The sequence below is a fragment of the Fischerella major NIES-592 genome, assembly GCF_001904645.1.
GTDB lineage: Bacteria > Cyanobacteriota > Cyanobacteriia > Cyanobacteriales > Nostocaceae > Fischerella > Fischerella thermalis.
In genome coordinates, this window is sequence record NZ_MRCA01000004.1 from 156,135 (window position 1) to 171,637 (window position 15,503).

General features: G+C 42.8%; 12 protein-coding genes. 7 read left to right on the forward strand and 5 right to left on the reverse strand.

Annotation, left to right across the window (positions count from 1 at the left end; genetic code table 11):
• Positions 1-2,013 (reverse strand): GspE/PulE family protein, encoded by a 2,013-nt coding sequence (locus tag NIES592_RS09885; RefSeq protein ID WP_073555649.1) that lies wholly within the window; start codon positions 2,011-2,013, stop codon positions 1-3.
• A gap of 708 nt (positions 2,014-2,721) precedes the next feature.
• Here NIES592_RS09885 and grpE point away from each other — a divergent pair.
• The 6 genes from grpE (at position 2,722) to NIES592_RS09915 (ending at position 10,787) form a co-directional block, all read left to right on the forward strand.
• A complete protein-coding gene (gene grpE, locus NIES592_RS09890) occupies positions 2,722-3,462 on the forward strand; it encodes a nucleotide exchange factor GrpE (protein WP_073555650.1) in 741 nt (246 codons plus the stop codon).
• 282 nt (positions 3,463-3,744) lie between these two features.
• Positions 3,745-5,709: a molecular chaperone DnaK gene (gene dnaK / locus NIES592_RS09895; RefSeq protein WP_062248317.1), complete on the forward strand. Its 1,965-nt coding sequence runs from the start codon at positions 3,745-3,747 to the stop codon at positions 5,707-5,709.
• Positions 5,710-6,370: 661 nt separating this feature from the next.
• Positions 6,371-7,501, forward strand: coding sequence for a molecular chaperone DnaJ (gene dnaJ, locus NIES592_RS09900; RefSeq protein ID WP_062248315.1), 1,131 nt, complete (start codon positions 6,371-6,373; stop codon positions 7,499-7,501).
• Positions 7,498-7,755, forward strand: a complete 258-nt coding sequence (locus tag NIES592_RS09905) for a sulfurtransferase TusA family protein (RefSeq protein WP_009456792.1) — start codon at positions 7,498-7,500, stop codon at positions 7,753-7,755. The genes dnaJ and NIES592_RS09905 overlap by 4 nt, the downstream gene beginning before the upstream one ends.
• A complete protein-coding gene (rsgA, locus tag NIES592_RS09910; protein WP_062248313.1) occupies positions 7,752-8,861 on the forward strand; it encodes a small ribosomal subunit biogenesis GTPase RsgA in 1,110 nt (369 codons plus the stop codon). Before NIES592_RS09905 ends, rsgA begins: the two co-directional genes overlap by 4 nt.
• 336 nt (positions 8,862-9,197) lie before the next feature.
• The gene (locus tag NIES592_RS09915; RefSeq protein WP_062248311.1) at positions 9,198-10,787 is read left to right on the forward strand and encodes a glycoside hydrolase family 57 protein; all 1,590 of its coding nucleotides are present in this window, start codon (positions 9,198-9,200) and stop codon (positions 10,785-10,787) included.
• Positions 10,788-10,960: 173 nt separating this feature from the next.
• Here the strand turns inward: NIES592_RS09915 and NIES592_RS09920 are convergent, their stop codons facing one another.
• The 4 genes from NIES592_RS09920 to NIES592_RS09935 form a co-directional block, all read right to left on the reverse strand.
• Entirely contained in the window at positions 10,961-11,206 is a 246-nt protein-coding gene (locus NIES592_RS09920) for a hypothetical protein (RefSeq protein ID WP_062248309.1), read from the reverse strand.
• Between the two features lie 6 nt (positions 11,207-11,212).
• Positions 11,213-12,097 (reverse strand): hypothetical protein, encoded by an 885-nt coding sequence (locus tag NIES592_RS09925; RefSeq protein ID WP_062248307.1) that lies wholly within the window; start codon positions 12,095-12,097, stop codon positions 11,213-11,215.
• Positions 12,098-12,198: 101 nt separating this feature from the next.
• Positions 12,199-12,975, reverse strand: a complete 777-nt coding sequence (locus NIES592_RS09930; protein WP_062248305.1) for an RNA polymerase sigma factor SigF — start codon at positions 12,973-12,975, stop codon at positions 12,199-12,201.
• A 633-nt stretch (positions 12,976-13,608) separates the two neighbouring features.
• A complete protein-coding gene (locus NIES592_RS09935) occupies positions 13,609-14,442 on the reverse strand; it encodes a photosystem II manganese-stabilizing polypeptide (protein WP_009456798.1) in 834 nt (277 codons plus the stop codon).
• A gap of 703 nt (positions 14,443-15,145) precedes the next feature.
• Here NIES592_RS09935 and NIES592_RS09940 point away from each other — a divergent pair.
• Entirely contained in the window at positions 15,146-15,478 is a 333-nt protein-coding gene (locus tag NIES592_RS09940) for a hypothetical protein (RefSeq protein ID WP_009456799.1), read from the forward strand.
• Positions 15,479-15,503: the final 25 nt, after the last annotated feature.

Consider the following 15,503-nt stretch of genomic DNA (forward strand, 5'->3'; position numbering starts at 1 on the left):
CTAATCTTGAAAACGAGGCGTCATACAATACGGACAATCCAACCATTCTGGGCGCAACCCAGCATTACAAGTCCGACAGGTCAGACTAGTCTTGCGTTTGGCTTTTAGTTCTGCTTCTAAGCCTGTGTCAGTAAAGGTGACTCGCTCTACCTCTTCTAGGGTGGTTAAACCTTGGCGTACTAAGTCCAAGCTGTACGCCAGTAGGGTTTTCATACCCTCTTCTACTGCTACTTCTTTAATGCGTTCTGTCGGTGCTTCTTCGTTAATGAGGGTTTGCAGATTTTCACTAATTCGCATTACCTCATAGACACCACAACGTCCTTTGTAGCCTACGCCATTACAGGTGGGACAAATATGACCTTGAGTTTTGGCTGCTTGAATTTGCTCTGCGGTCAGAGTATTAGCTTTATAAAAGGTTATTCCTACTTCTTGGGAAGCCGACAAACCATAACGAGCGAGTTCTTCTACAGTGGGTGTGTAGGGAATGCGACAGTCAGGACACACACGCCGTACCAAACGCTGGGCCAAGACACCAATCAATGAACTGGAAATCATGAAAGGTTCAATACCCATTTCTCCTAAACGAGCGATCGCACCAGGGGCATCATTAGTATGTAAAGTAGTCAATACTAAGTGACCAGTTAATGCTGCTTCAATCGCTGTTTTTGCCGTTTCCTTATCCCGTGTCTCACCCACCAGTAGCACATCTGGATCTTGTCGCAAAAATGCCCTTAATGCAGTCGCAAAATCTAACCCTTTTTCCCGAATCACCTGTACTTGAGTAATTCCCGGCAAGCTATACTCAATTGGATCTTCTACAGTACTGATATTAATTCCCGGGTCGTTTCTTTCTGCTAGTGCTGAATACAGCGAAGTTGTCTTACCAGAACCTGTTGGCCCGGTTACTAAAATTAAGCCAAAAGGACGGCTAACCATTTCTTGAACAATATGCAACGTTTCTGGATCGGTAATTAACTTATCCAAACCCAGTTGCGTGGCAGAGTTATCCAAAATCCGCAGTACTACCTTTTCCCCGTAGCGACTCGGCAAAGTATTTACACGGAAGTCAACTTTACGCCCCTCGAACAACCGCCTAATCCGTCCGTCTTGAGGTAGGCGTCGTTCAGCAATATCTAAATTGGCGATGATTTTAAACCGCGCTGTCACAGCAGGAATGATTTTTTTTGGCAAAGGGTCGAAAGCCTCGCGCAAAACCCCATCTTTACGAAAGCGAATGCGGAGGTTTTCTTCTTGCGGTTCTATGTGAATATCAGATACTTTCTCATGTAGTGCTTTAGCAAGGATTCTGTTAACCAGATTAATCACAGGTGCATCTTCAGCACCCTTCATCGCCGCCCCCAAGTCAGCCTCCGATTCTTCTGGGGCGTCATCTAGGTTAAGATTTTCTAGATTTTCTAAATCTTGATTGATGTCTGTATATTTTTCTTGTTCTAAATGCTTTTGCCGAACGGCTAAATCATCCAGATATACATTGATTAACAGTTGATAATCTTCTTGGGTAATTACCATACGCTGCAAGGCTAAGCCTTGGGGGCGCAAAATCCGGTTTAAGTCATCCGAAGCTTCTAGATTATCTGGATCAACCATCGCCACTAGAACAGAGGGCGGGTTTTGATCCTCGTTTTTCGACAGTGGTACTAAGCGGTGACGACGACAAACATCTACTGGAATGAGGGTATCAATCAGGTGGGCTACTGTGGTGCTGCCTACTGAACTAATTTCCGGATCGAGGGATTCTACGCCGTAAAGTATTTTAAGTTCAAATAACTGCTGTTTTTTGTACTGCCTGAGTAACTCTGGTGATAATTTTCGCCCCGATACTGATTCCAGTACTTCTGTTAAAGGGATACCAGACTTGCGGCTTTCAATCAGCGCCTGTCTCATTTGTTCGCTGTTGACAAAGCCAGATTGTACAAGTTTGTTACCGAAGGGTGAAAATTCTGCTCTGGTAGACAGAGCTGTACTACGCCGTTGTGGTGACGAGTTAGTCATATATCAGCTATAAATACCGGGAACCTCTGAATAGAGTATTCCCAAGCTGTGAACAAGAATTTACATACTCACTGAAGAAAGACAGAGGGCAGAGGATTGTAAAAATTTATACTAAATAATTAGTCCTTTGTATTCTGCTCATTGGTTGCAAAAGTGTTTATCCGGCTGATACGGCAGGAAGAAGCTTGATTGTAGAAGGTATAAAACATATCTTTTAGTGAAGCCTCTGGCAGTCGCCAACGGGGTTTAAAACCCCACCTCGAAGCGGCGTCTACGATTGGTTGGGGTCTGAATACACATACTAAGAGCCTCCTGCCTTTTGAGAACAGGAGACTAGAAAAAGTGGTGATCGCCAAAATTTAAGATAACCAGAGTTATTAGCTTTTATCTCGCGTTAGCGTCTGCACTAAGATGTCCAGCATTTGTCAAAATAGATGACGGTGACATCACTTCCAGGAAAATGTCGGCAACAAAACACGCCTATTGTTGCCAGCTAGCCATAGACTTCTTGCACTCTTGTGAGACAAGGGTAAAGAGTAAGAGGTAAAGGTTAAAGGAATTTGATTGAGCAATTCTTTTTTCCAGTTTCTTTGATCTTTTTCCTACAACAAACTTTACTCTTTTCTCAATTTCTACAAAAAGTCTAATGTATGGCTGCAAATATAGCGATAAATTGTCGTATCAAGTATCTGGGATGAGTACATAATGATGGACGAAGATAAACAAATAAACAACACGAGTCAGCAATTGGGTGAACCAACAGAGGTCAAACAAGCAATGAACAGTGACTCCCCAGTTCCAATGAATGCCAACGAACCTGGCAGCGAGGTGACAGAGCAAGTGGCAGACGCTACTAGCGCACCTGAAAACACAGTGATACCCACTCCAGAAAATGGGGTTGCTGCTACTCAGACAGTTGATACAGCTGCTTTAGCACAGATGAGTCAACAAATTGAGTCTCTCAAAGCTCAGTTAGAAGAACGTAGCAGTCAATATATGCGAATTGCGGCAGATTTTGAGAATTACCGCAAACGCACAATTAAAGAAAAAGAGGATCTAGAGGCGCAGGCAAAGCGGAATGCTATTACTGAATTGCTACCAGTAGTTGATAATTTCGAGCGGGCACGATCGCAAATCAAACCCCAAAACGATGGGGAAATGGGAATCCATAAAAGTTATCAAGGAGTTTACAAATTACTAGTAGATAGCCTGAAGCGCTTAGGTGTATCACCAATGCGTCCCGAAGGTCAACCATTCGATCCCAACCTTCACGAAGCAGTAATGCGGGAACCTACGGATGAATATCCTGAAGGAACAGTGTTAGAAGAGTTAGTACGCGGATATTACTTGGGCGATCGCGTGCTACGCCATGCAATGGTTAAAGTGGCTGCTCCTAAAGAAGATACCCCATCTTCAGAGGAAAACCAGTCTCCTCCAGCAAATGGTTAAATAGTTGCTTGTTGTTTGTTGTTTGAAACATCTAACTATCAACAACCAACCACCAACTACCAACAATAACCATTGACCACTGACTAACTAGGCGAGCATCGCATATAAAAACGTACAAAAGGTAGTCCGCGAAATATAACGCCCGAAGTTTTGCCGCTTTCCCTAGTGGAAACGCCAACGGAGGGACGGTTCCCAGTGGATAAACACCACTGGAAAACTGTCCTCCGAAAGCTGCCGCCTATACTTCGAGAAATAAAGTACTCAGTAAAAATACCGATACACATGGGAAAAGTTATTGGGATCGACTTAGGCACTACCAACAGTTGCGTCGCAGTTTTGGAAGGTGGTCAACCAATTGTTATTGCCAATTCAGAAGGCGGACGAACCACTCCTAGTATCGTAGGTTTTGGCAAGAGCGGTGAGCGCTTGGTTGGTCCACTGGCAAAGCGCCAAGCTGTCACCAATGCCGAAAACACAATCTACAGCATCAAACGATTCATCGGTCGTCGCTGGGATGACACAGATGCAGAACGCGATCGCGTACCTTATAACTGTGTCAAAGGTCGAGATGATACTGTTGATGTTCAAATTCGTGGACGAAACTATACCCCACAAGAAATTTCCGCAATGATCCTGCAAAAACTCAAACAGGATGCGGAAAACTTTCTGGGTGAGCAGGTGACAAAAGCAGTAATTACCGTACCTGCTTATTTTACAGATGCTCAAAGACAAGCAACCAAAGACTCTGGAACCATCGCTGGGCTTGAAGTATTGCGGATCATTAACGAGCCAACCGCAGCCGCTTTAGCTTTTGGTTTAGATAAGCAAGACCAAGAACAGCTAATTCTAGTGTTTGATTTAGGGGGTGGTACTTTCGATGTATCCATCCTGCAATTAGGGGATGGTGTATTTGAAGTTAAAGCAACTAGTGGTAACAACCACTTGGGTGGAGACGATTTTGATAACTGTATCGTCCGTTGGATGATAGACATATTTCTCCAGCAAGAAAAAATCGATCTTTCCCAAGACAAAATGGCTCTGCAACGCTTACGAGAAGCAGCAGAAAAGGCAAAAATAGAACTTTCAACTATGGTGAGTACTTCAATTAACTTGCCATTTATTACTGCCAATGAAACAGGGCCAAAACATCTAGAAATGGAACTCACCCGTGCCAAATTTGAAGAATTGACGGGTCATTTAATAGAAGCCACCATAGAACCAATGGTTCAGGCACTCAAAGACGCAGAACTGAAACCACAAGACATTGATCGGATTATTTTGGTAGGCGGTTCTACTCGTATCCCCGCTGTCCAAAATGCCTTAATTAAATTTTTTAACGGCAAAACACCTGACCGTTCTATTAACCCAGATGAAGCAGTAGCATTAGGAGCTGCTATCCAGGCTGGGGTACTGGGTGGCGAAGTTGACAATCTCCTGTTATTGGATGTTACACCTCTGTCACTAGGAATTGAAACTCTAGGAGAAGTTTTCACCAAAATCATTGAACGCAACACTACAATTCCTACAAGTAAATCCCAAGTTTTTTCCACAGCTGTTGATGGGCAAACCTCGGTGGAAATTCATGTCCTCCAAGGTGAACGGGCCATGGCAAAAGATAATAAAAGCTTGGGTAAATTTTTACTCACAGGAATTCCACCAGCGCCTCGTGGTGTACCGCAAATCGAAGTCAGTTTTGAGATCGATGTTAACGGTATTATGAAAGTCTCTGCTCAAGACAAAGGTACAGGCAGAGAGCAGAGTATTCGCATTACCAACACAGGTGGCTTAAGCAGCAACGAAGTTGAACGAATGCGGCAAGAAGCTGAAATGTTCGCCGAAGAAGACAGAAGACGTATAGAACTAGCAGCATTGAAAAACCAAGCGGATAATTTGTTGTACAGTTACGAATCAACACTCAAAGATAATGGCAACTTGATCGGCGAACAGATGAAAGGTTTGGCAGATGAAAAACTTGCCCACCTCAAAGCAGCTATTTCTGAATCCAGCATTTCTGTTGCAGAATTCAAACAGCGCTTAGAAGACTTCCAGCAAACTCTATTTAACATTGGTGCTGAAGTCTACAACCGTGTTAACGATAGTCAAGGGGATGATATTCCCTCCTATGCAGAAGATAGTTCGCCTACACCAGAACAATCTGGATCATTGCATGGCACTCTCACACCACAATTTAATTTTGATTTTGAAGAGGAAAATACTCTACATGCTGATTATGAGACGATAGATTAAAAATGTTAGTTGTTAGTTGTTGTTAATCTTTACTACTATCCACTAACCACTAACCAATGTAGAGACGTGCCATGGCACGTCTCTACAACCACTAACCAAAATTCAAAAATACATAATTTTAGACTCATGGGGGGTTTTCCACACCTATAAGTGCGGCTAGCCCCTCTAACTAATGGGCAGAGTTTTTCTCTTATACGTAGCACAATTGTAAAAGAGACAGCCTCAGATCAAAGCTTTTATCGTCTTTGACGGCAGTCGCGACAACGGACTAGCAAGTGTGACAACGCTCTTAACCCCTATGAGCGTTCAGCCTTGGAAACCTCCAAGTTAGTACTGGCTCCGCAATGCGCTGCTTCACGAAGAAAGCACCTGTTGCTGTAAACTTGCTGGTGATTTATATAAAAGGTAAAAGGTAAAATCAATATATTAATAAAATTTAATCTTTGCCTTCTGCCTTCTGTGGGGCCTACACAAATTCGCGATTTTGATCGCAAATTGGTGGAGAACCCCTCCTGTCTGCCCGAACTTATTGGGGGCGTAAGCCGTCCCACGAGCTTTAAGGCAAGTTGCAACTCAATCGAGTTGACGCTTTGATTCTTGTGCGTCTACGAAATTATCCCTGCATAGCTGCTTTCTACCTTTTAACTTTCACCTTTGCTATATGGCCCGCGACTACTACGAAATTCTGGGTGTCTCTCGTGACGCCGATAAAGAAGAAATCAAACATGCCTATCGCCGCTTAGCCCGGAAGTATCACCCAGATGTGAACAAGGAACCGGGAGCCGAAGAGCGCTTTAAGGAAATTAACCGTGCCTATGAGATACTTTCAGAACCCGAAACTCGCGCTCGTTATGATCGCTTCGGTGAAGCTGGAGTTTCAGGTGGAGCCGGTGTAGGCTACCAAGATGTTGATATGGGTGGTTTTGCCGATATATTTGAAAGCATCTTCAGTGGCTTTGCTGGTGGTATGGGCACTCAAGCACAAAGACGACGCAGTGGCCCAGTTAGGGGTGATGACCTACGGCTAGACCTGAAGTTAGACTTTCGAGAAGCAGTATTTGGTGGTGAAAAGGAAATTCGCATTTCGCATTTAGAGACTTGCGAGGTTTGTAGCGGTTCTGGTGCAAAGCCTGGTACTCGTCCTCGCACTTGTTCAACTTGCAGCGGTTCGGGTCAAGTACGCCGTGTGACGAGAACGCCATTTGGTAGTTTTACTCAAGTCTCGACTTGTCCCACCTGTAATGGCACAGGTACGGTCATAGAAGACAAGTGCGATGCTTGTGACGGTAAGGGCGCAAATCAAGTTACTAAGAAACTCAAAATTACCATTCCTGCTGGGGTAGATAATGGTACACGCTTACGGATATCTCAAGAAGGAGATGCAGGTCAACGTGGAGGCCCGCCTGGAGATTTGTACGTCTACTTGTTTGTTAATGAAGACCAGGAATTCCAACGGGATGGCATTAATATTATTTCAGAAATAAAAATTAGCTATCTCCAAGCCATTTTGGGTTCTCGCATAGAAGTGAATACAGTAGATGGGCCTGTAGAACTTACCATTCCACCTGGAACCCAACCAAATACAGTAATGAAGTTAGAAAATCGTGGTGTGCCACGTCTAGGAAACCCGGTGAGTCGAGGCGACCACATGATTACAGTATTGATAGATATTCCCACTAAGATTACGCCAGAGGAAAGAGAATTGTTAGAAAAGCTAGCTAAAATTAGAGGAGACCGAACTGGTAAAGGTGGTATAGAAGGTTTTCTGGGCAATATATTTCATCCACGATGAGTCTATCTTCTGTTTCAACTCCTGATGCTCAACTTGACTTGCGCGGCACCCCTTGCCCGATTAATTTTGTGCGTACAAAGCTTCGTTTAGAACAAATGCAACCCGGAGCTTTATTAGAAGTCTGGCTAGACGCTGGCGAGCCAATTGAGCAAGTTCCTGATAGTCTGACAATGGCTGGTTATCAGGTAGAACAAATCACAGACTGCGCTGGCTATTTTTCTTTGTTAGTACGCCGTCCCCTTAGCACCTCATGACAGAGGAAGCATTACAAGATTCTTGTAGGCTGTTGGGTACGGTTTTAGCCGTGCAGGCTAATTATTATCGAGTACGGCTAGATTCCGATGGGGAGATGGCGAGTTTGGGAGATGGGGAGAATACAAGATTAAATTCCTCCCATTCCTCACTCCTGTTGTGTACCCGTAGAACGCGCTTAAAAAAAATTGGTCAACAGGTAATGGTAGGCGATCGCGTCGTAGTAGAAGAACCAGATTGGACTGGTCAAAGAGGTGCGATCGCTGATGTTTTACCCCGAAAAAATCAGTTGGATCGTCCGGCGATCGCTAATGTCAATCAAATTCTTTTGGTGTTTGCCGTTGCCGATCCGCCTCTAGAGCCCTATCAACTCAGCCGCTTTCTCATAAAAGCCGAGTCTACAGGTTTAGATGTAGTTTTATGTCTAAATAAAAGCGACTTAATTACAACCCAACAGCAGGCGCAAATAAATCAACATCTGACCAATTGGGGTTATGAGCCGATATTTATCAGTGTATATAAAAGTATAAATATTGACGATTTAGCAAATCTACTCAAAGACAATATCACTGTTCTCGCTGGTCCTTCGGGTGTAGGGAAGTCTAGTTTAATCAATGCTTTGATTCCTAACATTAATCTGCGAGTAGGTGAAATTTCTGGTAAACTTGCCCGTGGTCGTCACACTACTCGCCACGTAGAGTTGTTTGATTTGCCTAATGGTGGTTTGTTAGCGGATACGCCCGGTTTTAATCAACCTGATCTGGATTGTACACCAGAACAATTAGCAGCTTATTTCCCAGAAGCCAGGCAGAGATTAGCTGTTGCTAGGTGTCGGTTTAGTAATTGTCTGCATCGAGACGAACCTGATTGTGCAGTAAGGGGAGATTGGGAGCGTTATCAGCATTATTTAGACTTTTTAGAAGAAGCGATCGCCCGTCAATCTCAACTCAATCAGCAAGCTGATCCAGAATCCACTATTAAGGTCAAAACAAAAGGTAAAGGTAAGCATCAATACGAACCGAAGTTAGAAAGTAAAAAATATCGCCAGAAATCTCGACGGACACAGTTACAAGAGTTGCAAGAGTTGTATCGAGAGAGTGAAGAATAGCGATTGGGGAGCGAGGACAAGCAGGACAAGCCAGACGAGGAGAAGTATGAGGAGTGTGTAGACGCGCTCAGCGCAGCTTCCCATAAGGGTGGAGTGTGAGGAGTATGAGAAGTGGGGAAGTGGAGAAATAACCACAAAGTAATTTGCCTTTTCACTTGTAATATTTCCCTCTGACTAAGAAGTTTAACCATCAACTTGACCATAGCTATCTTGTTTGAGTGTGGAGTATCAGCCATCATAAAGAATTGACTAAAGCCTGTTACGATCCCCAGAAAGTCTTAAAATATTGTTAACTTCTGCCAAATCCCCAACCTTCAATATATACCTGAAATCATTATGGCTATCGGCTACGTTGCGCTAGTACTCCATGCCCATCTACCCTTTGTCCGGCACCCAGAAAGTGACTATGTGCTGGAGGAAGAATGGCTTTATGAAGCCATTACAGAAACTTATATCCCCTTACTAAGAGTTTTTGAAGGCTTAAAGCGAGACGGTATAGACTTTAAAATTACTATGAGTATGACACCACCTCTGGTGTCAATGCTGCGTGATGCCTTACTACAAGAACGCTACGACGAACACTTAGCAAAGTTGGAAGAACTTGTAGAACTTGAAATTGAGCATAACGCTCACAACGGTCATATCAAGTATTTAGCCGAACATTATGCCAATGAATTTAACGCCACCAGAAAAATCTGGGAGCAATATCAAGGTGACTTAGTAACAGCTTTTAAGCAGTACCAAGATACAAACAATCTCGAAATCATCACATGTGGTGCTACCCACGGTTACTTACCACTGATGAAAATGTATCCCCAAGCTGTGTGGGCGCAGTTGAAGGTAGCCTGTGAACACTATGAGGAAAATTTTGGATGTCCGCCGAGAGGAATTTGGCTGCCTGAGTGTGCCTACTATGAAGGCTTAGAGCGGATGTTGGCAGATGTTGGTTTGCGCTATTTTCTGATTGATGGACATGGTATACTTTACGCCCGTCCCCGCCCCCGCTTTGGCACCTATGCCCCTATTTTTACAGAAACTGGTGTGGCTGCCTTTGGACGTGACCATGAATCCTCTCAACAGGTATGGTCTTCTGAAGTAGGTTATCCTGGTGCGCCAGAATACCGAGAGTTCTACAAAGATTTGGGTTGGGAAGCTGAATACGAATATATCAAGCCCTATATTATGCCCAACGGTCAGCGAAAAAATACGGGCATTAAGTATCATAAAATAACTGGTCGTGGTTTAGGTCTAGCAGATAAAGCCCTCTACGATCCCTATTGGGCAAGGGAAAAAGCTGCCGAACACGCAGGTAATTTTATGTATAACCGTGAGCAGCAAGTAGGGCATCTCTATGGTATTATGCAGCGTCCGCCAATTGTAGTTTCGCCCTATGACGCGGAATTATTTGGACATTGGTGGTATGAAGGGCCTTGGTTTATTGATTATTTGTTTCGCAAGTCATGGTACGACCAACAAACATATCAAATGACTCACTTAGCGGATTATTTACGCGCCCATCCGCATCAGCAAGTTTGCCGTCCATCTCAATCAAGTTGGGGTTTTAAGGGTTTCCACGAGTATTGGTTGAACGAAACTAATGCGTGGATTTACCCACATTTACATAAAGCTGCCGAACGTATGATTGAACTGTCTAAAAGAGAAGCAGCAGATGAACTGGAGTGGAAAGCACTTAACCAGGCCGCAAGAGAGTTGCTTTTAGCACAATCTTCTGATTGGGCGTTTATTATGCGGACAGGCACGATGGTTCCTTATGCTGTGAGAAGGACGCGATCGCACCTCATGCGGTTTAATAAACTCTACGAAGATATAAATATCGGCAAAATCGATAGCGGTTGGCTAGAAAAAGTTGAGTTAATGGATAATATATTCCCTAATATTAACTATCGCGTCTATCGTCCGTTGTAATAAAAACTACGACCACAGATGCACACAAGCGAGTAATTTTAAGTCGAACACAGATGAACACAGATGAACACGGATAATCTATCTGTGTGCATCTGTGTTAGTTAACTAAAATCAAACTGGATAACTGTCCAAAAATCTTTGTTGCTTCTTCAATTCACATCAGATGTAAATTGTCAAACAGTATAACGACTGCGATAATAAGCTAAAATTTGTTCCACTCTTTGTCGACTCATAGAACCAGAGTCAGGAGACACTGAAATCCACAAGCCAGCAATTTGGCTTAGATTGTAATTAAAGTGTGGGGAAGATTGAGGAATTAATTCTACTTCCACTCCTTCTACTTGCCGTAGATGCGCCGCTACCTCGCGATAAACTGCCAGAGGTAAACCAGGAAATTCTACTTTTTCTTTTGTCTTCATCTTTATTTACGAAGATCCAATATTAACTGGGTTTGGGGCTGGTAATACTACTGAAACAGGATTACCTGTATTAGTTGTTGTCGCTGTTGGTGGACTGCTAGCAGGTGCTTCACCAACCATTCTGGTAACTTCAATACCATATTGTTCCAGAATTATGATCGGTTCTGAACCTTCGTTCATTTCAATTCGTTTGATTAAAACTCCGTTTGCTAGCCGTTGTCCTGCCTGTACGTAACGGCTGGTTGGCTCATTTGGTACTTTAATGATAGCTTGAGGTTGATTACCAACCATAACTACACCACTAACAAAAACTGCCTTGGCTAAATCTGGTTGTGGTTGTGGTGGTAATACAGATGCCAAACGTTGTTCGGGAACAACTTGGGGCATGACTTTAGGTAAGACAGGAGTTAATTTCGGAAGATTTTTGTTTGAAATTCCTTTGTTGATATTGTTTTTTGATTTACTTAATTTGGCACCTAACACTAAACTACTTTTTTGCGGTGTTCTTGTCGTTATTAATGTATCTCTGGTGTTGTTAATTGGCAAAGGTAACAATCTGGGAACAGGTCGCATTCCCACAGTAGTATTCGGCACTCCTGGCGACGATTGTCCAATGATTTGAGCAAACGGATCATTACGTCCTTTTGACACAATATCTATCCGTTCTTTGGCATTGGTGGGTTGAATCAAGCTAGCAGTTGTAGAAGTGGCTAAAGTCGATTTACCAGGCACTACAGGATTATTAAATGCTTGTGCTGGCGCTTTTTGTGTTTGCGCTGGCGTATTAGGCGGTGGTGTTGGATTACTAGATTGTTGTTCACCTTCAGAGGCACAGGCAGCGATCGCCAAAACTGAAATGGCTGCAATTAATATTTTTAAATTTATACCCATCAGCCCCTCTCTATCACGTCAAATTTATGTATCAAAAGTAACTCGCTCACATATTAAAGCAAGTGTGAAATATGATACCGTTATAACTTAACTTTTCACATTTAATCTTCTGCTACACTCATTGACTGTTTCAACAAATCCAGTCCTTTTTTGACTCTGCGAGAAACAGTGACAACACTGATACCTAGCTGTTCTGCTACTTGTTTTTGTGTTAAATCGTGTAAAAACACAAATTCTAAGACTTCACGGGTACGTTTTTCGAGTTGGAACAGCGCTTGTTGTAAGCGAATTTGATCTTCTTGTGCCAGTTGAAAACTACGATAGCGATGATCAACAACCAACTCTCCCAAGGAAGTAGCCCCCTCTTCTCCATCCTGAACTGGTACATCCAAGCTTAAAGGGGCGCGATTCATCCATGCCAATTTAATTTCTTGCCATTCCTGGATGGAAATTTCCAGTGCTGCGGCTAATTCTGCATCGGTTGGTTGACGATTGTATTTTTCCCGCAAAGAACGCGAAACTCCTATAGCCTGCTGTTGCAGCGCTAAGTAGCGTCGGGGAATTCTTACGGTCACACCTTTATCTCTGAGGTAATGTTGAATTTCACCCCGAATGTAGGGAATAGCAAAAGAACTGAAGGCATGACCTTTAGAAATTTCAAATCTTTCAATTGCTCGAATTAAACCCAGACAGCCCACCTGGAGTAAGTCTTCATAACTTTCATGACACTGATTTATCCAATAGTGAGCTTCTTTTCTCACCAGCCCAAAATTGAGTTTTACCAATTGATTGCGAACATTTGCCGAGTGAGATTGCTGATATTCTCGTAGCAGCTGTAAAATTTCATGCTTCAGTTCATGGGTGAGTGTAGTTGGCATAGCACCGTTTTGTTTCTCTTGGCAAACAAACAGTCAACTATTCGCAGTTAAACCAAGCTCCAATGTACATATCACATATCTTCAAGATATGGACATAGAAAGTAACTCCCATAGGAGACAACAAGAGTCGTGATGGAGGAAGTGTCTACTATCAGGAGTATGACAATTCAGCCTAGATTTAGATCAGCGAAAAGAGTAATTGAGAGTAATTGATTAGTAAACTTTGGTATGAATTACAGTTTTTGAAAACACATACAAAACATATAAAATTTTTTACTTTATTTAAAACCGAGATTGTACTTAACTTAAGTAAATTAGGATAATTTTGGCGTATAGATAAAAACCGAAATTCAAGACATAGCAATTAGATAAAGAAAATTTGTATCAGAAAAAATACTTAAAGTGATTTTCCTATGAATGCAATACGCGGTTAGACCAGATAACCGTGCGCTCTCATAACTCTGAGATGTGTATCCAGAACTTATCGGTGAAAGGGATGGAAGGACTATCAAAAAGAATCACCCTTGCGACGAGTGTCTACAAGGGTGATGAGAGGTTAGCTAGTGCGATCGCTACAGAAGACGATAACAATAGCTATCTTAAGTCGTAGTCAAGTTTTATACTTACAATTGTTTAACCACGAGCTTTTTCTAATCGAGCGTAGAAGATACCACGAACTTTGACTTCTTTCGGTTCACCAGCACCTAAATCAGTGTCAGAGGGTTGCTCGCTCTCAAATGTACCCGCAATTTCACCAGTAGAACTATCTACCTTGGCTACGGAGAGGGAAATTTTACCATTCATTACATCAGCACGCTTGACGTTAGCGCGCAGAAGTTCTTCATCATCAGATTGAGCAGGGAGAGCCACAGCATTATCATAACCACTGGCAACACCGCGACCTTTGGGATCTAAGAAGGTAGCACCACGATAGGAAGGAACTCTAAAAGTACCTTCAAAATCTGTTGAGGTATTGATGCTGGTCATACCAGGTTGTGACTGAGCAACCAAACCTTTGATGGTAAACAAGAAAGGCACTCGCTCACCTCCAGGCAATTGCACGGTGGTAGGTTGGAAGTCAAAGCCATCTTTTTCCACAAAGGTAAGGCTACCATCTGGATTGATTTTCAGGTCGCCCTCGATTTGATCTAGTGAATATGTCTTACGAGTGACTAATTTGCCAGCAACAAATTCTGCTTTTTGGCGCTTATTAGCAGGTTCTTCTCTTACAAAGAAATTAGTTGGTTCTAAGCAAAGTTCTTTTATGACGTAGGATTGGCTAGCATCAATGGGAATAGAACCACGACTTGTTTCTGTGAGTTGGGGACATTTGTTAGCCAGACCAGTACCTTTAATTTGATCGTAGGTGAGTAAGTCTGTACTACCAGCAGTAGGACCCTCACTACAAGCAGTTAGTAACCCCAAGCACAAAGCCAAGAGTGCAACAATTACAGCGCGAAACCTCATGGTCAACCTCAATGTCAAAAATTGATATCTTAAGTTGTAAAACTGCGACTTACTCAAAGTTCTGCTTTTAGAGTCTGAAGTTAAAACACCAGACTAGTCAAGATGCATTCAACGAGGAAGGCATCTTAAAGGCAAGCAAAAGCTAGCAGTTTTATTGTTGGCGGCATTTTTTAAAGCTAGGGCGTGTTTATGGATGAGTACGCCTCGATACACAGTAACTTGAGCAGATTACTTGAAAGAAGATACTGTATCCAACTTCCGGACGGCTTTGCCAAGTTGATAGCTACTGTAAGTATTGTTGCTACAACTTTTTGGGTCATCACCCAGTGTCCGTGAGTGTGCCAGTATTTTTACTTTCGCAGTGTCGCTTTTGTCGTTTTGTGATATGTGTGCCGCCACTACATACAGCCCATATTTTTATGGGGAGATCAGCCAGATCATACGATTTTTTTTAACTCAAAATCAAAGCGATCTCACATTTACTATGCAATACTTTTTGGTTAAAAGGGAAAGGAAAAAGAGCAAGAGATGGAAGAAACATCCTTTACCCCTTCACTTGTTACCTTTTCCCAGATACAAATGTGGAATAAATATGCTATCTCAAGGCTAATTTCCTTTGTTTTCCGTAAACAGGTCTTTTAGCGAACAATGAAAGTAGAAAATCTTCGGTAAATTTGAGTTGGTCTCATTTACAGAAGTTGGCATGAACCAAGGCAAAATTTTTGAGTCAGAGAAATTTTCTTACAAGCTCCAAGACATTGTCAGGGTAGTACATGAAGCAGTAGCCTTTTGTCAAGGAGATACGATCGCTCTTTTGGCTTTATTAAGACAGTTAGAACAATTACACCGAGAGATTCGAGATGGGGCTTTTCAGGAAAATTTACCAAATAACCGTCAAGCCCTTTATTCACTACTTAAAGATATTGAGTCAGAGGGTGGCTGGCCTTACATAGAACGGATGAGACTGCAAGAATTTTTAGCAAATTTACCACCAGAGATTGCTCCTGAAGAGGAGTGGGGGAGTGGAGGGGTGTGAGGAGGTGGGGAGTGGGGGCGGGGAG